Annotated in this window: 20 protein-coding genes and 1 other RNA gene; 5 read left to right on the forward strand and 16 right to left on the reverse strand. The window is 50.4% G+C overall.

The features are described from left to right. From KDK14_RS11830 to ssrA, 10 genes are all read right to left on the reverse strand, one after another. The coding region (locus KDK14_RS11830; protein ID WP_257265327.1) for a YfjI family protein at positions 1-874 on the reverse strand (874 nt) is incomplete at its 3' end. Beyond that, positions 871-1,848, reverse strand: coding sequence for a toprim domain-containing protein (locus tag KDK14_RS11835; RefSeq protein WP_257265328.1), 978 nt, complete (start codon positions 1,846-1,848; stop codon positions 871-873). The genes KDK14_RS11835 and KDK14_RS11830, both read right to left, overlap by 4 nt. Beyond that, positions 1,845-2,051: a hypothetical protein gene (locus tag KDK14_RS11840; protein ID WP_257265329.1), complete on the reverse strand. Its 207-nt coding sequence runs from the start codon at positions 2,049-2,051 to the stop codon at positions 1,845-1,847. Before KDK14_RS11840 ends, KDK14_RS11835 begins: the two co-directional genes overlap by 4 nt. Then, on the reverse strand, positions 2,048-2,284 hold the full coding sequence (locus KDK14_RS11845) for a hypothetical protein (protein WP_257265330.1): 237 nt from the start codon (positions 2,282-2,284) through the stop codon (positions 2,048-2,050). The genes KDK14_RS11840 and KDK14_RS11845 overlap by 4 nt, the downstream gene beginning before the upstream one ends. Next, positions 2,281-2,454 carry a hypothetical protein gene (locus KDK14_RS11850; protein WP_257265331.1) on the reverse strand — a complete coding sequence of 58 codons (174 nt, stop codon included), beginning with the start codon at positions 2,452-2,454 and terminating at the stop codon, positions 2,281-2,283. The genes KDK14_RS11845 and KDK14_RS11850 overlap by 4 nt, the downstream gene beginning before the upstream one ends. A gap of 337 nt (positions 2,455-2,791) precedes the next feature. Then, entirely contained in the window at positions 2,792-3,229 is a 438-nt protein-coding gene (locus KDK14_RS11855; RefSeq protein ID WP_257265332.1) for a hypothetical protein, read from the reverse strand. Beyond that, positions 3,226-3,426, reverse strand: a complete 201-nt coding sequence (locus KDK14_RS11860) for an AlpA family transcriptional regulator (protein ID WP_257265333.1) — start codon at positions 3,424-3,426, stop codon at positions 3,226-3,228. Before KDK14_RS11860 ends, KDK14_RS11855 begins: the two co-directional genes overlap by 4 nt. A gap of 98 nt (positions 3,427-3,524) precedes the next feature. Further along, positions 3,525-4,094, reverse strand: a complete 570-nt coding sequence (locus KDK14_RS11865) for a hypothetical protein (protein WP_257265334.1) — start codon at positions 4,092-4,094, stop codon at positions 3,525-3,527. Positions 4,095-4,273: 179 nt separating this feature from the next. Continuing rightward, positions 4,274-5,518, reverse strand: a complete 1,245-nt coding sequence (locus KDK14_RS11870) for an integrase domain-containing protein (protein WP_257265335.1) — start codon at positions 5,516-5,518, stop codon at positions 4,274-4,276. A gap of 166 nt (positions 5,519-5,684) precedes the next feature. Further along, positions 5,685-6,086: a transfer-messenger RNA gene (gene ssrA, locus KDK14_RS11875) on the reverse strand. A 560-nt stretch (positions 6,087-6,646) separates the two neighbouring features. On the opposite strand from ssrA, the gene KDK14_RS11880 reads away from it, so the two are divergent. Further along, positions 6,647-7,705: an aldose epimerase family protein gene (locus KDK14_RS11880; RefSeq protein ID WP_257265336.1), complete on the forward strand. Its 1,059-nt coding sequence runs from the start codon at positions 6,647-6,649 to the stop codon at positions 7,703-7,705. A gap of 276 nt (positions 7,706-7,981) precedes the next feature. On the opposite strand, the gene KDK14_RS11885 is transcribed toward KDK14_RS11880, so the two are convergent. The 3 genes from KDK14_RS11885 to KDK14_RS11895 form a co-directional block, all read right to left on the reverse strand. Next, positions 7,982-8,149, reverse strand: a complete 168-nt coding sequence (locus KDK14_RS11885) for a hypothetical protein (protein WP_257265337.1) — start codon at positions 8,147-8,149, stop codon at positions 7,982-7,984. After that, the gene (locus KDK14_RS11890; RefSeq protein WP_257265338.1) at positions 8,143-8,364 is read right to left on the reverse strand and encodes a hypothetical protein; all 222 of its coding nucleotides are present in this window, start codon (positions 8,362-8,364) and stop codon (positions 8,143-8,145) included. Before KDK14_RS11890 ends, KDK14_RS11885 begins: the two co-directional genes overlap by 7 nt. A gap of 167 nt (positions 8,365-8,531) precedes the next feature. Next, a complete protein-coding gene (locus KDK14_RS11895; protein WP_257265339.1) occupies positions 8,532-8,927 on the reverse strand; it encodes a thioesterase family protein in 396 nt (131 codons plus the stop codon). Positions 8,928-9,293: 366 nt separating this feature from the next. Here KDK14_RS11895 and KDK14_RS11900 point away from each other — a divergent pair, with 366 nt between their 5' ends. Next, the gene (locus tag KDK14_RS11900; RefSeq protein WP_257265340.1) at positions 9,294-11,444 is read left to right on the forward strand and encodes a hypothetical protein; all 2,151 of its coding nucleotides are present in this window, start codon (positions 9,294-9,296) and stop codon (positions 11,442-11,444) included. On the opposite strand, the gene KDK14_RS11905 is transcribed toward KDK14_RS11900, so the two are convergent. After that, positions 11,334-12,923 carry an ATP-binding protein gene (locus KDK14_RS11905; RefSeq protein ID WP_257265341.1) on the reverse strand — a complete coding sequence of 530 codons (1,590 nt, stop codon included), beginning with the start codon at positions 12,921-12,923 and terminating at the stop codon, positions 11,334-11,336. The two genes, KDK14_RS11900 and KDK14_RS11905, sit on opposite strands and share 111 nt — an antisense overlap. A 39-nt stretch (positions 12,924-12,962) precedes the next feature. Further along, positions 12,963-13,682, reverse strand: a complete 720-nt coding sequence (locus KDK14_RS11910) for a winged helix-turn-helix domain-containing protein (protein ID WP_257265342.1) — start codon at positions 13,680-13,682, stop codon at positions 12,963-12,965. Between the two features lie 850 nt (positions 13,683-14,532). Between KDK14_RS11910 and nrdA the strand changes: the two genes are divergently transcribed. The 3 genes from nrdA (at position 14,533) to yfaE (ending at position 18,492) form a co-directional block, all read left to right on the forward strand. Further along, positions 14,533-16,803, forward strand: a complete 2,271-nt coding sequence (gene nrdA, locus KDK14_RS11915) for a class 1a ribonucleoside-diphosphate reductase subunit alpha (RefSeq protein ID WP_257265343.1) — start codon at positions 14,533-14,535, stop codon at positions 16,801-16,803. Positions 16,804-16,976: 173 nt separating this feature from the next. After that, positions 16,977-18,107: a class Ia ribonucleoside-diphosphate reductase subunit beta gene (nrdB, locus tag KDK14_RS11920; RefSeq protein ID WP_257265344.1), complete on the forward strand. Its 1,131-nt coding sequence runs from the start codon at positions 16,977-16,979 to the stop codon at positions 18,105-18,107. A gap of 100 nt (positions 18,108-18,207) precedes the next feature. Continuing rightward, positions 18,208-18,492, forward strand: coding sequence for a class I ribonucleotide reductase maintenance protein YfaE (gene yfaE, locus KDK14_RS11925; protein ID WP_257265345.1), 285 nt, complete (start codon positions 18,208-18,210; stop codon positions 18,490-18,492). A 69-nt stretch (positions 18,493-18,561) separates the two neighbouring features. Here yfaE and KDK14_RS11930 read toward each other — a convergent pair whose 3' ends face one another. Further along, positions 18,562-19,767: a YfcC family protein gene (locus KDK14_RS11930; protein WP_373691071.1), complete on the reverse strand. Its 1,206-nt coding sequence runs from the start codon at positions 19,765-19,767 to the stop codon at positions 18,562-18,564. Positions 19,768-19,809: the final 42 nt, after the last annotated feature.

The raw sequence follows: 19,809 nt of genomic DNA on the forward strand, positions 1-19,809 counted from the left end.
ACAATGAAGCCGCCCATTTCAAAACAAGCATATTTTTAAAACTGGATTTGAATTCAGGTATGTCCCATTGCCCACCGTCCCACAGTTTGCACAGTCGACCCATAACCGCGCTTCGCCGTTCATTCTGCAAGGTATGGTTGCTGAATAATAAAGCCCCTTCGTCAGTCATCAGGCTTAACCGGGTGCAGCCCTCCCGGAATTGCCGGGCAAGCCCTTCTATGGTCACGTCAGAAGCTTTAAGGCGTGGGTTCATGGGTAGTACTGGCTTTTTCAGTTCCCTGAATGCCTGTTCCCGGTCGGACTGGTCAAGGTCTTTGCTGTTTTCAATCTTCTTCACTTCACAGTGGTAAGCCTTCATGGAAAGATCGTAGTCTTCTCTTTTAACCTGGTAAGACAGGTCTTTTTCTATTGAAAAGTCATGTAACTTACTGCTCAGAATATCGTCCACCAGCGTCTTGCCTTCCCCGGATTCAGCACCGGCCAGTAGAAAAAGGCTGGTGGGTTTCGGGTTGGGGTTGGCAGGCTTCACTATGTCGGCCAGCCCTTGAATAATCCCATTGGCTAAACCAAGAGCACATTGCCCCACCAGTGCCGGGGATACCTTCAGTCGATTACTGATTTCAAATACAGCCCCGTCCATATTTAACAGGGCTTCTGTCGGGTAGGGGGTTTCTGCTGGCAACTCCGGCACCAGCGGCAGTGGTTCCAGGGCTTCTATCTGTTTTGCCAGTGCGATCAATGCGTCAGGTGTAGCCTGTAGCTGCTTCACCAGTTCCGGGGCGCGGGTGATCAGCTTATTGACTGCTTCTTTATGGTCGATTGCCAACAGGTCAGCGGGGCTTTGCTCCTGCTGCAGTGCGTCCTGCATACTCATACTGAAGACTCCCTTATGTGCATGTCGCAGAAGTCCTCACCGGGGTGGCCAGGTAGCACTACCTTCAGGTCAAACTTTGCAGAGATAATAAACGCCTTCTGTCTTCCGGCGGGATCGTGGTCGGCAGCTATAACAAGGTTGCTCTCTGGATACTTCCGGCGTGCTATGTAGGTGACGTTTTCCAGATTGCCCGCGCTCATGGCACACAGCACCACCGGCCTGTGTGGCTGGTTTATGTGAATCGCTGCACCAGTGGCCCAGCCCTCACAGATATACACCGTCCATGAATCAATCCCGAATTGATAATAAAGCTCCTGCTTCTGTGCGCCTTTTATAGGGCGCTTCAGCCCTTGGGGGTTGATCCGTTCCAGGTTACGCAGTCCACCAGCGTCGTTAATCAATGGCACCAGTAAACAGCGGCCATAGTGAGGGTGTTGCACCTCCCGCAAGTCAAACGGGGGTAGCCTGTGGGATCTCAGATACGGGTGGTCTGCCTTTGCCGGGGTGGCGTTGCTCCACTCCTGAAGAGCATAAACAGCCCGTTGGTCATGGACAGCGGCCTGTTTCTGCTGCTCACGTTCCAGCCGGTTTTTATTGGCCTGCTGTCGTTTTTCAGCAAGCTGTCTTGCTGCTTCGCGCTGCTGGTGGGTGGGTGCCTGGCCCTTATAGGGTTCGATTCTCAGGTAGTCGGCTACCTCCCGGACAGCGTGGGCAAAGTCCCAGGCATTGACGCGCTTCAGTAGTTCCCAGCCATCACCACCGCCACAACGGCGGCAGGCCCAGCCCCCGGTATCGGGGGCTTTAAAACTGTAGCGGTCAGTACCTCCGCAAACGGGGCAGGGTGCGCCCCGTCTTCTGGTCTTGGTGTCGGTTTGCTGGTCATCCAGCCCGGCCAGTGATTGCAGAATGCCGGGCCAATCCCGGCAAGCTGCATCCTTGACCTGCTGGCACCAGTCTTTAAAGGTCTGGTTCATTTTTGGCCTTCGGATCTATGCAGGGTAAAGAGCCAATCCATAAGGGCGCGGTATGTTTCTTCGTGTTCAGCAATCCTGCTTTCCCAGAAGGTCATTAAATCGGGCCTGTCCAGGTCGGCAGCATTCCTGTACTGGTTCCGGGCTTCGGTCTGCTGGCAGGTGACAGCGTGCAGGGCCTTTTTTAACAAGTCTTCTTTGTTCATTGCTGCACCTCACCTCTTGCCTTCTCCAACAAGTTCCAGGTACGTGTCTTCATCAGGTCACGCTGTGCCAACCGGGCATGTTTCTTGTCTTCGTCGGTCAGCTTGTTGCAGCTGTATTCAAGAATCAGCGATAGCTCTCTCAGGGCGTTGATAATGCTCTCAAGCTGTCGTCTGGTCAGGGGCAGAGTGATTTCCTGACTGTGGTCGTTTTGGTGGCGGGTTCTCAGTCTCATTGCTGGCCACCTTTTGACGGGTAGCAGGCGACGATAACGGCATTCAGTCCGGTGGCCAGCTTCAGGGCTTCCCGGTAACTGGTGGCGGTCAGGGTCAGATGCCGATCTACAGAAAGGGCAGACAAACGGGGGCTGTTGCCGTGTAAAACGGCGCAACGGTAGGCAGTCATAAGACAGGCTCCTTGTATGAATGAAACCTGTCACAGCGGGTGCTAATCCGAATGGGTGACAGGCTGAAAGGGTTAGCACTACCGGCATACAAGGAAACCGGCCTACTCGAAAGTAGCCCTTCCAGCCCGTCATTAACTGAATAAACCGAGGGTGCTGGAAAGCCGCAACAATAAAAAAGCCGCTCTGGTGGCGACTGTTGCGCCTTGTATATTGCCGGGTGCTAATCCGGGCTTCAGATTGTGCTGAAGCACCGCAAACAATAAAGATTAAGCCTTCAGTCGTCAATAGCTGGCCACAGGCTACCCACTCCGGCAGCCGCTTCACTGCGTTCATGGGTTATGCCTCTTTGAATCGTTTCAGGATCGCTGCTGTGTGGTCAGCATCGAAGACCCGGGGCTTATGGTTAGCCTGGTTAATGTCATTCAGGTAATTGATAACCTGAAGGGCGGCCTTCCTGTCGGTCAGGTAGTAACACTTCCGGTGGGTGTTTTGCCCATCCGGCAAGGTCAGCTTTCGCAGATAGCCGGAAATCTTGAATTGTCGGCGTTTCAGAAAGCTTATGGGCGTGGTCAGGCGATCACACCAGAAGAAGCAGGAGCTATCCTGCCGGGTCGCGTCTACGCTGTCGTAGCCTTGTGTACCTGCTAACAGCAATTCGACTAATAACCGATTCAGATAACCCAGCCCGTCGGCATTGGCTAGAATTAGCTTGTCGTCTTTGTTGGTGGCCTGTCTGTTATCCTCTTCCGGGTGCAGGCGGGTTGCTGCATTCATGCCTCGCCCTCCCGTCCTTCCTGCTCCCAGGCTTCCAGCTCTGACAGCTTCCACCGGGAAAGCTTCGGCCCCAGCTTATAGGGCTTGGGAAACATCCCTCTTTTAGACCATTCATACAGGGTTGAATCCGATATGCCGTAACGCTTTTCTACCTTCTTGACTGATAGAAAGGCTTCGTCATGGGTCTTGGTATTCATTAGCTGTACCCTTGTGTAGATAAGTACAGCCGGTATTAAAGACGGGGATTTTTAGAGATTCTGCCAGACTGGCAACTATTTTCATTCTGGCAATAACGTCATTTGTCGTCTTTCTTATCCAAAACTGCATACTGTTTCAGGGTATCCAATGCCTTATCAAGATTATCTCTAAGGGTGCTACCAGACAGGTATTGTCCGGTTAGTCCTTCCTTTACCAACTGTTTTTCAAAGAATCGAACTGCATCAGCCTGCTTGCCCTTACCTTTGTGGTTCGGGTCATAAAAGCCCATCCCCTTAACAGCCATGGCGAGCATCAGCCTTGTACTTGTGGCGGGTGAATCGTTAGGTTTTGTCTGGGAGACAGGTTCGCTCCTGCTCCGGCATGGGTTTGCTTTTGGTGGTTGCTGTTGGTTATAAATGACGCGATAGCGATTAAATCCACTCAGCTTTACTGTTTCAGAATTATCAGAACTGTTTAGCCATGTTGGTGGCATCATGTAACCGATAGCTTCCAGCCTTCCCTGTAATGTTTTGACTGCCGGTAAACCTGCTGCTTCTCTTATCTGCTTATTAATGCTTTGCATGTGAGCCCGGCTGATTTTTTTCACCTTTTCGATATAGCTATAAAACAAGCGGGAGCTATGCTTTCCCTTGTCGTCTGGTTTCATTTTTTACCATCCTTCAAGTGATACCAGATACAAAAAAGGGCGTAGTGTTCTCAGCACTTCGCCCTCTCACCTTTGACTGATTTTAGTCGTCTATCACCTTTAAATTGCCGATCCGGTAAATTTTCCGGATCGGTGGTGTTTTGCTTTAACGTAACTGATTCACCAACAAGTTAGTTATTCTAACTGACAGCCCTCAGGCCTCTTGTCCCTTCCGACATACTGATATTTCCCATACAGGCATTGGTGATAAAGTCAGACCACCAGCACATCATCACTTTTCTGCGTTGCAGGTAATCAGCCCGGTTATAGGCAGCCCTGACTTCATCCTTTTCAACATGGGATAACGCGCATTCGATTAAATCACCGTCGAAACCTTCATCATTCAGGGCAGTACTGGCAATAGACCGGAAACCGTGGGCAACCTGTACATCCTGGTATCCCATACGCCTTAATGCTGCATTGGCGGTCTGCTCGTTGATATGGTTATTGGGGTTCCTGTCCCCAGGGAAGATATGTTCCCTGTTACCACTAATGGCTTTCATGGTGTCCAGCAAGGCTAATGCTTGCGGGGTCAGGGGGATCTTGTGGATACGTCCAGCCTTCATTCTCTCGGCAGGGATCACCCACAGATTATTAGCAAAGTCCATTTCATCCCAGCGCGCACCGGCGGCCTCATTGGGGCGGGTCATGGTATGTAGCTGGAACTCCATCAGGCAGCGGGTGATTTTCTTGATACTGGCCCCGTTAATTTTCTGCATCAGTTCCGGCAGGTGATCGGGTGGGATCGCTGGCATGTTCCTTACTTTGGGATTGGCAAAAGCGTCTTTAATGCCGGACAGCGGGTTATGGTGTATCAGCCCGGTATTGGTGGCATAGATCATCACCTCATTCAATCGCTGGCAGAGTCGCCTGACCGTCTCCAGCGTGCCTTTATCGGCTATGGGCTGTAACAGGGCTATGGTTCCCTTGGCGGTAACTTTGCAAACAGGGGTTGTTCCCATACCGGGGAAAATGTGTATCTCAAACGACCGGAGAATATCTCCGGCATAGTCTTCTGTTACGCGGGTCTTTTTCACTTCCATCCATTGCCGGGTGACAGTTTCCAGGGTTTCGGCATGGGCTTTCTGTAATGTTTTGTCCTGGTTGTCCCTGTGTTCCTTGGGGTCGATATTCTGTTTTAGTAACATCAGGGCCTTTCTTCGCTCCTCCCTGGCCTCGCTCAGTGTTACAACCGGGTAACATCCAAAACCAATGTTGGCTCTTTTCTTTGTATGAGGTCGAAGGTAATTAAAAATCCATAGCTTTGTGCCATTGGTTTTAACTCTCAGGTACAACCCTTGTCCATCAGCAAGGCTGTATTCCTTGTCTCTGGCCTTGGCGGCCTGCACCTCAGTAATGGTAAGGGTTTTAGCGACTTTAGGCATTTTATGTAACACCACATTTAAGGGCTTGGTTTCAGTGTTACATTGAGTGTTACATAAAAAGTTGGTTGTAGATAGATAATGCTGGACTATATCGGACTAAAAAAGGTGGGATTTTCAGGTTTTTCAAGGGCTTCCGGATCGTCAGCCCTTGGTATTTCTAGTGATTTGGTGGAGGCGGCGGGATTTGAACCCGCGTCCGCCAGCTCTCGGCCTTTGGCTCTACATGCTTAGATCCACCTTTGTGTTTAACACCACAGCGACCCAGTGGTCGGGGTTCTGCAGCGCGATTCCCACAGGTTTTAACCCGTCAGCCAGAGACCTGCTGATCGTGGCGATTCTGCTTACGATGACAGTCCGAAAAACCAGCCAGCAGACAAGCCGGACAGACTGGATAGCTCGTAGGGTTTAGCTACGATTACGCCGCAAGACTCTCTACGCCGTAGAAACTATCGTTAGCTGCTTCAGTTTTGGCAACTAATAGGTTTGCAGTGTTTTGATTAACGAGAACCACTACGCCCTCGGCATGCACCTCAGGGTTTGATACCGTCGTCGAATCCGAATCGCCCCCGGGAATAACAGTTATAGAGCATAGAGAAAGATGACGCAATAGCTGAAGTTTAATCAGGGGCTATATCACCCTATTCACGCCATGAAAAATCAATATGATTACGCCGGGCCATAATCGTTCTGCTTCCCTGTGCGGGTTTGTCTGCTGGTATTGATCACTCACTACCCAGCCTCCGATTGAGCTTGTCACACTTGATGGCCTCAATATACGCCATCAAGCGCTATCTGGTAGCCAGTCCAGCCAGAATTACAGCAGTTACTTTTCCTTGCGTCTGGTTATCCCATGCCCAGTGGTCCTGTTATCATGGATCAATAGCACTGGCTTTGAAATACAGTCAGCGGTTAAAAAAAGTGCCAGAATTACCCACGGGCAAGACACCTTTCAGCGAATTGATATACAAACTCCGAATACTATAGCTATCTTTGGTGATACCTGCTGACTCCATCAATCTTATTTACTTACCATCGGAGTGTTGTTAACCCACCGGGTGACCACTACCCGGGCCTCGCTCCGATTACTACGAAGATTGGAGATTTGTTTTCCAGCGCAATGGCGTATTTATGAAGGTTTTTCAGAAAGTGTTTGGAGCCACTCGCTCCGGTAATCCGGTTTATGCCTTTCGGCTGTGTAACCACAAAGGCATGGAAGTGACCATTTTGACCATGGGAGGGATTATCCAGAGCATTCGTGTTCCGGATAGCGCAGGCAATGTGGGCGAGGTTACTCTGGGCTGTGATTCGGTGGCGGATTACGAGCGGTCCGGTGCCTATTTTGGTGCCATAATTGGTCGTTATGCCAACCGTATTGCCAGAGGAGAATTTGAGCTTGACGGTGAACCGTTTCAGCTGGCCTGTAACAATGCTCCGAATCATCTGCATGGTGGCAAGGTTGGGTTTGATCATCACCTGTGGCGGGCAAAGTCTTATTCCAAAGACGACATATGCACACTGTCCCTTGGCTATGACTCAGAAGACGGTGAAGAGGGTTATCCCGGCCAACTGAGTGTCAACGTGATCTACACCCTGAATAACCACAATGAGCTGGGTATTGAGTATCGGGCGACGACGGACGCCCCCACCGTGGTTAACCTGACCAATCACGCTTATTACAACCTTAATGGCAGTGAAGACTGTCTCAGCCATCAGCTGCAGCTTAATTGCAGCCGTTTCATCCCAACGGATGAAACCTCCATTCCCTATGGGGAGATTGAGTCGGTCATGAACACCCCGATGGATTTCACCAGTATGAAGCCTATTGGTCAGGATATTGACCAAGACCTTGTTCAGCTGAGCCAGGCCAGAGGCTACGATCATAACTGGGTTATCTGGACGGTGAGGGGGCATGATCGTCCTCTGACACCTGTCGCCCGGGTAGCAGAGCCAGACAGTGGTCGAACTCTGGAAGTGCTTACCACTCAGCCTGGCATGCAGTTCTATACCGGCAACTATCTGGCAGGTGAGCCGGCACGCAGCGGCGGCCAATATGGCATGAGGGCAGGTTTCTGTCTGGAGACCCAGCATTTTCCCGACTCTCCCAATAGACCGGAGTTTCCTTCAACCCGCCTGAATCCCGGTGAGCACTATCAGGAAAAAACAATTTTCCGCTTTGGTCTTCTCTAACCCGGATATTTCATAAGCTCCATCAGCTCATTGAACCTGGCTACGAGGGTATTGTGCTGGCTGAAAACGGATGGACGACGGTAAATGCGGTGAAGGCAAATGCGGTCATCTTCAGCATCGACCAAGGCACACGAAGGGAAATGTGGTGAGGGCAAATACGGCGAAGGCAAGTGCGGAGCCGCCTGATGAAGCCTCTTCATTCACCGAGCGATGCAGGCCATGACCAGAGAGGTGCCTTCATCCATTTAGTAATTGTCCCGGAATAACTTCATTATTTTATTCAGTCCGGGAAAATGCCGCTGCCCGCAAAAGCACAAGCGGCTCCAGCTTTTCGGGAAGCGGGCGGGCGGGTAGCGTCTGTAGAAATGTAGTACTGGCATGACGCTCTTTGGGGTCATCCTGAAGCTGACCCGACATTTGCCCGATATCACGACATGTCAACATCTGCCTGTCTCCTGAAACTGTTCAATACTGGAATACAGCGTTGTCCGCACCCGGTGCAGCAGAACCGCTGCCGACTCACCAATAAAACCGGAAATATCGTCCAGTGACATCTGGCTGAACTCTTTCAAACCAGACACCAGACGTTGTTTCTCAGGCAACGCGGTGATCTTGTGGTTCAGGCAGACCATCAGTTCCCGTTTATCCAATAGTGTCACTGGCCTATCAATGTGCCAATTGGAAGGCAGCTGCTGCCAATGACCATCTCGTTAAAACAGTGGGCCAGTGGCGAGAGCCGGACGTTATGTCAGTCTGTATTATTTTGCAGGAAGGACACTGCGATAAAAATCAGCAACGTCAGACCAGTGCTGACGTTTCTGAATCGTCATGCCAGCGGAAATAGCCGGTCAATGTTTTCAGGAAGAAAAGGCCGTCCGTCAGCATTCACTGAGGTGCCAATAACCAATGCATCGATGGCCAGCTTGTTATCCGATGTACGGACGATTTTCTGTTGAAAACCAAATTTCAGTCTGGAAAGTCGTACCGGTGCTACTTCGACATAAAATTCATCCCCGGGCAGCAGCGACATTTTGTAATCCATCTCGCTTCTGAGCACGACAAGATGAACCTTCTCTGCGGCCAATCGGGCAAAGTCGATGTCGTTAGCGTGCAAAAACTCATGCCGTGCATGCTCCAGATAGTTGCAGTAGACACTGTTGTTGACGATTCCCTGCAGGTCGCACTCATAATCTCGAACCTTCATCTCCAGACGGAATGACATGCTTTACTCTCTCAAATAATGGATTGAAATGGATCACATCATCAGTGAATGGCAAGACTATGGCTTCTCATCTATTTTTATACAAGTTTATGGGGATGTTTGTTGCTTCATATACCTTTAATCTGCCTATTGGCCATGAAAAGCTGAGACTGTAACCGCCCAGAGGCCTCTGCTGTAGTACAAGGCCTTTGATTCAGGCTTATTTCATATTGGAAGATGCGTTGAAATCACTTCCTGAGGCTATTTTATTACCTGAGGCTATTTTATTACCTGAGGCTATTTTATTAACAGTGTCCCATCCAGCTTTTATGCAGTGATCACCCTGATAAAAGCAAGAAAATAAAAACTCTCCATCGAAAATACCAGATGAAATCAAGAGCCGCTGATTATTTAGTATTCCTGTTAATCACCACCATTGCTACAAGCCTTAACGCGAACGGAGGCATGGAAATCACCAACACTTACCAACTGATACATGATCACTTGGCTAAAACCCACTCCGTAGACAAATACAGCAATGCCATGAACTCTCGAAACCAGAAACAGGAGTTACCTGAAATTCTCCTGTCGCCAGGAGAAAGACGAAGCATTCTTTTGCAAAACTTTTCCCGAATTCATAAAACCGGCAGCGAGATTTTAACCCACCATGCCGTTAAAGACCTGCATATTCTCAGTGGTACCTGGCAAAATCCCGGACACAGCCTGCTCAGCAATTTAGGCTCCCCGATGACGGTCGCTGGTGAAATCATGTTGGCAAACCTGCTGATATCCCCCACGACTGATGTAGAAGTCCTTGAAAAACGCCAGAGAGCCCTTCAATACCTGGTAGATCACCCTAAAGTCATCTTTCAGTTAGAGAAACAACTGATCCGTTATGCCGCGGATGAAGATGGACTCATAGCCCTGCTCGACCCCTCTGATGCCGTGAACAGCCCCCATTTTGATGACATTGATTACCAGACCTACATCCCGGGGCTCACCTCAGATGCATCCTGTGAGGAAATTGCCCGCCGATTAAACGACATTATTAGTGTTATGAGTGCATTGAATGTACCTATTGGCCTGATCGGATCCACGCTGCTGGGCAAATTTGACGGACAATACGGGATTATTCAGGGGCTTCTCAATTCAGTCATCAACCTGCCGTTCAACATGAACCTGGTCATTTCCGAAATGCATCAGCACTATCAGGGACTGCCACCGCCAGTCAAAATTTTCACCTTCGGGAGCTTTGCCGTACTGCAAATGATCGCCATTTATCAATCATACCGACTCTTTCAGGAAAATCGCGCCGCTTACACGTTTGTCATGGAGCGCAGTCGCAGACCCGGAAGAGCACTGGCAAGTGCCAGAGAACTAAAACAACTGGCCCAGTACCACCCTGCCCTTGAGGATATTCTGGACCATTACAGCGGCTTCATGAAGTTTCGAAATTCCACCCAGATTCAGGAAATAACCACACTGTTAAACGATGCACCAGAGAAAACACCCGACACACTCCCCTATCTGTCAACCAACATGGGACGCTACAAAAGAAGCCTGATGCTGCTTCGCCGAAACCACATCCCATTGATCAGAATTATGCAGGCCACGGGTGAGATTGATGCCTGGCTGACCATCGCCAAGCTCTTGAGGTTATCCTATTACCGGGAAACGAATCCATTGTGTTTTGCCCAGTATCAATCATTAACACAACCGACTATTGAGCTTCAAGGCTTCTGGAACCCTCTGCTCCACCCTGGTGCTGCCATTGCCAGCGACCTTACCGCCAGCCACTCCATCCCACCGGCCAATATCATTATTACCGGCCCAAATGCAGCCGGAAAGTCCAATGCCATGAATGCTGCAGCGCTTAACGTCATTATGGCGCAAACTCTGGGCATATCTTCGGCTGAGTCCTTTAGACTAACCCCGTTTTCCTTTATCCATACCCATACGGTCATTGAACCGGAAATGATTACGGGCGTTTCCAGTTTCAGCGCAGAATCAAAACGCGCTATCAAGCTGCTGGAGAAACTACATACACTTCAGACTGGCCAGTTCAGCATTGTCTTTATGGATGAAATCTTCAACAATACCAGCCCAAAAGAGGGGGAGATCGGTGCACTGGCCTATATAAAATCGATTGGCGATTTATCCGGGACGATTAGCATTTCTTCTACCCACTATGCCAGACTGACTGCACTGGCTGACCAGTTCCCGGACAGATTTCAAAATCTGCATGTCAGTGCCGAGATCAATAGTGAAGGCCGTCTGCAATACGATTTTGTCCTGAAACCCGGTTTCTCAACCCAGAATGTTGCTTTCCATATTCTCAATGAGGAAGGCATCCATGAAGACTTTCTTGATATTCTTCAAGATCTTCTTGAAGCTCCCGGGAAGACGTCCCCGGGAGCTTCAGATAATTCAATGCCGCTGCTTTCTGGGCCAGACCAGGCTGAACCGGGCTCCCCCCAGGGGACTGTGGCTGACCAGCGCTCGTCCCCCATGCCAGTACATAATGCGCCGGACGATTGAGAGCCCCAGACCATAGCCTCCTGACTTGCGAGTTCTACTGTCGTCAAGTCTGGAGAAAGCAGAAAACACCCTTTCCCACTGCTCTTCAGGAATCCCCGCCCCATCATCATCCACATCAATACGACAGGTATCCTGAGTGGATGAAAAACGCACCTGGATTTTACTGTCCGCATAGCGGCAGGCATTGCCTACCAGATTCTGTATAGCCCGATGAATATAGCGACGGTCAATTTCCACAAAACGCCTGGGGTTCAACACATTGCAGGGAATATGCTCTATCTCAACCCGGTTCTGTAATCTGAGATGTTCGCCAACCACCTGGGCCACTACTTTATCCACATCATGACGTTTTAAACTGATGGTCGGAGCCCCCTGTTCCAGGTTGGCATAGGTCAGAAACTCATCCACCAGATGGTCCAACTCCTGGATATCCTGATCCATGCCCTCCAGCTGGGCCTCCCGCTCTTGTTGTGTTCTGGCATCGGCAATCAGATCCAGGCCAAAACGCAACCTTGCGACAGGTGTCCTTAATTCATGGGACACGCCACGAATCATCTCTTTTTGCAGACTTAGCAGGCGTTGAATATGGTCGGCCATGGCATTAAATGCCATGGCCAGGCGACCAATGGAATCCGCCCCCCCCACATTAACCCGTACTTCAAAGTCTCCCCGGCTAAAGCGTGTTGCAGCTCTTTCCAGTTTTCGCAGTCGCTTCTCTATTACCCTGACCAGGATATAGATCGCCAGGCTCAGAGAGATCAAGACGAAAAGCCCCAGGGTCAGGATCAGCTTGAAAGGATAGGGATTCAGTAATTTCACTGGGCCGAGATGGAGTATCTGATCACTGTCTCCCATCTGGGCATAGAGCTGGAGCGATTCATCTCTGATGTTCAATACAGTGACAATACTGCCCTGCTGCAACTGGGTGTTTTGCAGGGGCGTTAGAGAACTGGCGCTATAGTGGACAATGGACACAGGAAAACTGAGCGACTCGCCGGATCCCTGAGCCAGGATTGCTGCTCGCTCTTTAGCAGGATACTGGCCAAGCAGGTGCCTGAGAAAAACGATGGTACCGCTTGCCATTTGTTCAGATATATCAGCCACACGCCCCTGCAACAACCACCGATCATCAATCAGGGCGGTGATAACCGCCGCCTTTTCGGTGAGCATCTGAACATCGATCTCCCCCAAAGAGAGCTGCTCAATTTCTTCAGGCGTAAAATCTGATCGTTCCAGAGGCAACATTGAAAAGGGAATCGACAGTTTATGCCCCCACTCTCCCAGCCACTTGTGTCGCTGCTCTTCTGGCATTGCCGAGAGAACTTCAGAGACCAATCGGAAGGTTCCCCGGACCATATCTTCCCGGTACTCAGCCAGGCGAACACCATTAACAATAGTGACAACTATGCCTGATAGCACTGAGACCAGAACCAGGGAGAACAGCAGGCCGCCATAGATACGAAGAAAAATACTGCTCATGACACTATACCAGCAACGGAAGCAACGCCAGCGACTTGCTCATTTTTCGCTCTTGACAAAGAGATACCCTTTACTGCGGACTGTCTTGATCAGACGGGGGTGCATTGGGTCGTCGCCAATTTTGGGACGAATTCGTGAAACCCTGACATCGATGGAACGATCCTGACCATCGTATTCAATCCCTCGCAACTGGGCAAAGATCTCTTCCCGGCTCAACACCCGGCCTGCGTTCGAGCAAAGCAACCAGAGCAGATCAAATTCAGCGCTGGTGAGGTCGACACTCTGGTCATCCAGCCAGGCCTCGCGCATGGAGTTATCGACGACCAACGCGCCAAAGCGAAGGCTATTTTGCACTTCCGGCTCGTCTTCTACGGAGGATATGCCCCTTCTTAGCAAGGCTCTTATACGGGCCAGCAGTACTCTTGGGCGAACCGGTTTGGCAACATAATCATCCGCACCCATTTCCAGCCCCAGCACTTCATCAAGGTCATCGGTCCGGGCGGTCAACATCAGTATCTGACCACGGTACTGGCCTCGCACCCGGCGACAGATGGATACCCCATCTTCCCCCGGCAACATCAGATCCAGTACCACCAGGTCCGGGCGCTCACTCAAAATACTCTCAACGGCCTTACCACCATCACCTTCTACCGACACCTGAAGGCCATTATTTTCAAGATAATCACGGGTCAGGTTTGCCAGACGCTCATCATCCTCAACAATCAGGATGCGACCCGATTCTGCATTATCCAAAGCCATTGTTTTACACCCCCACAAAGACGAAGTACTAAAGCCATGACATACAAAGCGGCAAACATCCGGCACTTCGCTGGCAATCTAATCGTGAATGGGTTGCAGATGTTACACCACCGACGTGCGCACGTCCTCCCCGGAACAGAAGCAGGCCCAAGCATTTTTTAAACATTGTTCAAATATTTTTCAAACAATGTTGAATCAACGTGGGAAATTCATAGAATTCATTATTTATATTTTGACAAAATCTCAGCGTGATCTTGCAAATCTTTCGCTCTGTCTGAAAAAGTTATCCGGGAGTTAGCAACCACCAACACCGAAAGAAATCGACAACTTATCCACAGCGAACCCCCAGTTTTAGTGGCTTGAATTTCTTCCGGCGGCGCATTATCTTGTGTAGATAAATGGCCGCTACACAATATATGGTATACCTCGCTGTTGAGTACCACATTGTCGTCCAGGCAACAGGGCATACCGAAAATACCTCAGACCACACTCCAGCCAAACAGTGAATGTGCTATTGGCAGCAGCAAATTAATGGCAGGGGGGACGGTGATCAGGGAAGGAAGAATGCTCACACAGATTTTCAGCTGCACGGCCTTGCTAAGCGAGCACTGCAGTTTATCTCTCAGAGAACGGCGGGGACCTCATTCATCAGGTATATCCCGGACAGACCTACAGTCATCACGACTACTGCAGCGCAAAGTGGCTGACAGGGAGCTGGCATTGCGGTGGTAATGACAGCAGGTGCAATGTCTGCTGACAGACCAACCGGATCATTGAGCGTGCTGCAACATTATTGATAGCCACGCTTGGATTATAAATCGTGTTTATTGAATACACAGGCAAGGGCTGAATGAATAAAAATATCCAGGTCACCAAGCGTGACGGAGGCATGGAACAGCTGGATCTTGAGAAGATCCATAAAGTGATTACCTGGGCAGCAGAAGGCCTGGATAACGTCTCTGTTTCGGAAGTCGAACTTAAGTCTCACATACAGTTCTACGACGGTATCAAGACCACGGATATCCATGAAACGCTGATCAAATCTGCTGCCGACCTGATTTCAGCCCAATCCCCGGACTATCAGTATCTGGCTGCCCGTCTGGCCATCTTCCACCTGCGCAAAAAGGCCTATGCCCGGTTTGAACCGCCCGGGCTGTTTCGCCATGTGGTCAAACTGGTCGAGATGAAGAAGTATGACCAACACCTCCTGACAGATTACAGTGAGGCTGAATATGATCAGATGGAAAACTTTATTGATCACAGCCGGGATATGAACTTCAGCTATGCGGCGGTCAAGCAACTTGAGGGCAAATACCTGGTGCAGAACCGGGTAACCGGCGAGTACTATGAAAGCCCCCAGATTCTCTACATGCTCATTGCTGCCTGTCTGTTTGCGCAATACCCGAAAGAGACTCGCCTGGATTTCATTGAGCGCTTCTACCATGCGGTGTCCACCTTCAGACTCTCTCTGCCCACCCCGATCATGTCCGGGGTACGCACACCTACACGTCAGTTCAGCTCTTGTGTGCTGATTGAATGCGGGGACTCGCTTGACTCCATTAATGCCACGTCCAGCGCGATCGTTAAATACGTCAGCCAGCGTGCAGGCATTGGTATCAACGCAGGCAATATTCGCGCCCTGGGCAGCCCGATCCGCGGCGGAGAAGCCTTCCATACCGGCTGCATCCCTTTTTACAAGCACTTCCAGACGGCAGTAAAATCCTGTTCTCAAGGAGGCGTTCGCGGTGGCGCAGCGACCCTCTTCTACCCGATCTGGCACCTGGAAGTTGAAAATCTGCTGGTCCTGAAAAACAACCGGGGAGTTGATGATAACCGCGTTCGCCACCTGGACTACGGCGTGCAGTTTAACAAGCTGATGTACCAGCGCCTGATCGAAGGCGGCAATATCACCCTTTTTTCCCCCAGCGATGTACCGGGACTTTATGACGCGTTCTTTGCCGACCAGGAAGCGTTTGACAAGCTCTACAGGCAATACGAGCAGGACAGCAGTATCCGTAAAACAACGCTGAAGGCGATTGAACTCTTTTCACTGTTCGCTGCCGAGCGGGCCAGTACCGGGCGGATCTATCTGCAAAACGTCGATCACTGTAACACTCACAGTCCATTTGACCCGGCATTAGCCCCGGTTCGCCAGAGCAACCTGTGCCTGGAAATCGCCCTGCCCACCAGGCCCCTGAACCATATCCATGATGAAGAGGGCGAGATTGCCCTGTGCACACTGGCTGCATTTAACCTGGGAACCCTGAAAGATCTGGCAGAACTGGAAGAGTTATCTGAACTGATTGTTCGTGCCCTCGACAGCCTGCTGGACTACCAGGACTACCCGGTTCCTGCCGCTTACAACTCGACGATGGCACGGCGTCCTCTGGGCGTTGGTGTTATTAATTTCGCCAATTACCTGGCCAAAAACAATGTCCGGTATTCTGATGGCTCCGCAAATGGCCTGACCCACCGTACCTTTGAAGCCATTCAATACTACCTGTTGAAAGCATCCAACACGCTGGCCAGAGAGAAAGGCACCTGCTCCAGATTCAATGAGACCACGTATGCCAAGGGTATATTGCCTATCGATACCTACAAGCGTGACCTTGATACGGTTTGTGAAGAACCTCTGCACCTTGACTGGGACAGCCTGCGTGAGGAGATCAAAACTTATGGCTTGCGCAACTCGACACTGACTGCCCTGATGCCATCGGAGACGTCATCCCAGATCAGTAATGCCACCAACGGTATCGAGCCTCCCAGGGGCTTTGTCAGCGTCAAGGCCAGTAAAGATGGCATTCTCAAACAAGTCGTTCCTGATTTTGTCGATCTTCAGGATCGTTATGAACTACTGTGGAACATCCCGAGCAATGATGGTTACCTGCAGCTTGTTGCCATCATGCAGAAATTTGTTGACCAGACGATTTCAGCCAACACCAACTATGATCCTGGTCTCTTTGAAGGCGGCAAGGTACCGATGAAGCTGCTGCTGAAGGACCTGTTGACTGCCTACAAACTGGGCGTAAAAACACTGTATTACCACAACACCCGCGATGGTGCCGCTGACGCTCAGAATGATATGGATGATGACTGCTCAGGGGGCGCCTGCAAAATCTGATCAACCTCCCATCCCTTGACTGAGTATCAGAAGTATTAATCAAAGCGAACAGTAATCATGCCTATAGCGTAAATGCATATAGACAAACAACGCCGTTCGCTTCACTGTTGCCCGGGCGGAAGCCGGGCAGAGAACCATGGGCAAAAAACCACTGAACTGGGGCAAATCCAACAATGACATACACCACATTTAACCAGGAACACTTCAATGCTACTCAGGAGCCCATGTTCTTCGGCCGTAATGTCAATGTATCCCGTTATGACGTCCAGAAATACCCGATCTTTGAAAAGCTGATTGAGAAGCAACTCTCCTTTTTCTGGCGCCCCGAGGAGGTGGACCTCTCAACGGACCGCCGTGACTTTGCTGCGCTGCCCGACCATGAAAGGCACATCTTTCTGAGCAACCTGAAATACCAGACCCTTCTGGACTCCGTCCAGGGTCGTTCACCAAATGTTGCCCTGCTCCCCATTGTTTCCCTGCCGGAACTGGAAACCTGGATCGAAACCTGGGCCTTCAGTGAAACCATTCACTCCCGGTCCTATACCCATATTATCCGCAATATCGTTACCGAACCGGCCCGCGTCTTCGACGATATCGTGACTAACGAAGCGATTACCAGACGTGCCAGGGATATCACCCGCTACTATGATGCCCTGATCGAAGGTGTGAGCCTTTACCACCAGTTGGGTGAAGGTAAACACAGCGTTAACGGGGAAGAAATCCATATCAGCATTACCGACCTGAAGCGTAAGCTTTACTTGACCGTGGTGTCTGTGAATGTGCTGGAAGCGATCCGTTTTTACGTCAGCTTTGCCTGCAGCTTTGCCTTTGCCGAGCGTTCCACAATGGAGGGCAATGCCAAAATCATCAAGCTGATCGCCCGTGATGAAGCTCTCCACCTGACCGGCACCCAGCATATCCTGCAATTGCTGGCTGATGGCAAGGATGATCCGGAAATGGCAGTGATTGCCCGGGAACTCAAAGACCAGGCCAGACAGATTTTTATCGACGCAGCGGAGCAGGAAAAAGACTGGGCAGACTACCTGTTCCGTGATGGCTCCATGATTGGCCTGAATCGGGACATTCTTGGCCAGTACGTTGAATACATTACTAACCAGCGGATGGTTGCGGTCGGCTTTGAACCGGCATTTGCCATCAAACAGAACCCACTCCCCTGGATGAACGGCTGGCTTAACAGCGACAACGTTCAGGTTGCGCCTCAGGAGGTGGAGGTCAGCTCCTATCTGGTAGGACAAATAGACAGCGAAGTGCAGTCGGAAGATTTCAGTAACTTTTCGTTATAGTTCTTTCCTTAACATTTTTTAAAAAAAGGGTAAGCAGTTTTAATACCACACGTCCCATAGCCAGGCCTGTTTCCGGGCTGGCTGACACAGGCGAAACACCATGGCTCATATTGTTAAAATTCTTGCCGGTTTCAGCTTTATTCCCCGTAAGGAGCTGACACTTCTGGAAGCCCTTGAGCAGGAAAATGTCGAGATTGAGTATCAATGCCGTGAGGGGTTTTGTGGCAGCTGCCAGGTAACCCTTGTGGCTGGTGAAGTCACCTATGCCGCTGACCCTATTGCCTTTATTCCGGAAGGAAAAATATTGACCTGCTGCTGCCAGCCCAACAGTGACGTAACCATTGAAATCCCGGGTGGGTGCAAAATGAAGAAACACAACTTATGAGCCAGTGATCGTTTAAAAATAGCCGTTTACTGTTGTACCCGGGCCGAAGTGACCTCCGGCCTTTTGTCATTACATCGTAGCAATACTCAGGGCACCCATTGCAATAATGGCCAGAGTCAGTAGCAGTGGTGCCATGAACTTGAACCACTTGACAATGGATATACGACCAATGGCCAGCGCTGCAATCACCACCCCAGAGGTTGGTGTTACCAGGTTAACCAGGCCGGAAGCAGACTGGTAAGCAGTGACAGCCAGATCACGACCAACACCGGCAAAATCCGCCAGTGGTGAAATAATCGGCATTGAGAACACCGCCAGGCCGGAAGTGGAAGGAATAAAAACAGACAGTACGGTGTGAATCAGGTACATCAGGTTAACGAAGATAACAGAAGAAGTTTCTGCCAGGGCTTTTTCGCCCCAGTTCAGGATGGTACCGGAAATCAAGCCCTCATCCATAACCAGGCCAATGCCACGGGCAATGCCCAATACCAGCACAACACCCAACAGATCCTTGCAACCTTCAAGAAACTTGTCGACAAAGACTTCTTCACTCAGCCCACCGATGGCGGCAATGGCAATTGACGACGCTAAAAACAACATGGACATTTCAGTCATCCACCAACCACCGGCGGCAACACCCCAGACCATAACGGCGAAGGTGAGCGCAAAGATGGCGAGGATCAGCTGATGTTTGCCAGTAAACTCGATATTCTCCTGCTTGCCGGATTTTGCCAGAAAGTGCTTTTCATTACTCTCTTTCATGTCAGCAACAATGGAATTTTCCGGATTTTCCCGCACCTGTTTCGCGTAGCGCATCACATAGTAACAGCCAGCAATAAAGCTCAGTGCCAGTATGGTCAGACGCAGTCCCATACCCTGGGTAAATGCAATACCGGAAGCATCCGATGCGATGACCGTAGCAAACGGGTTAATGGTTGAACCCAAAACGCCGACACCGGAGCCCACTAAAACAATGGCAACGCCGGTTACCGAGTCATAACCTGCGGCAATAACTACGGGTATCAGCAACATATAAAAAGGAATCGTCTCTTCTGCCATACCATAGATAGTGCCGCCGGTGGCAAAACACATCATTAGCACAGGAATCATCAGATGCTCCTTGCCTTTCATGCGGACCATCGCCCGGGCTATACCGTTATCAATAGCGCCGGTTGCCGATATGACCATTAACAGGCCCCCAATCATCAAGATAAACAAACCGAGTTCAATGGTTTTCTGAATACCGGTAATGGGTGCTGCAAGGTAAGCGCTTATTTAAGGACGTCTTCAAAACCCATCACCTGTCTGCCACGCTAA

Origin of the sequence: Endozoicomonas sp. ONNA2 (assembly GCF_024606365.1) — a bacterium.
Classification (GTDB): Bacteria; Pseudomonadota; Gammaproteobacteria; order Pseudomonadales; family Endozoicomonadaceae; genus Endozoicomonas.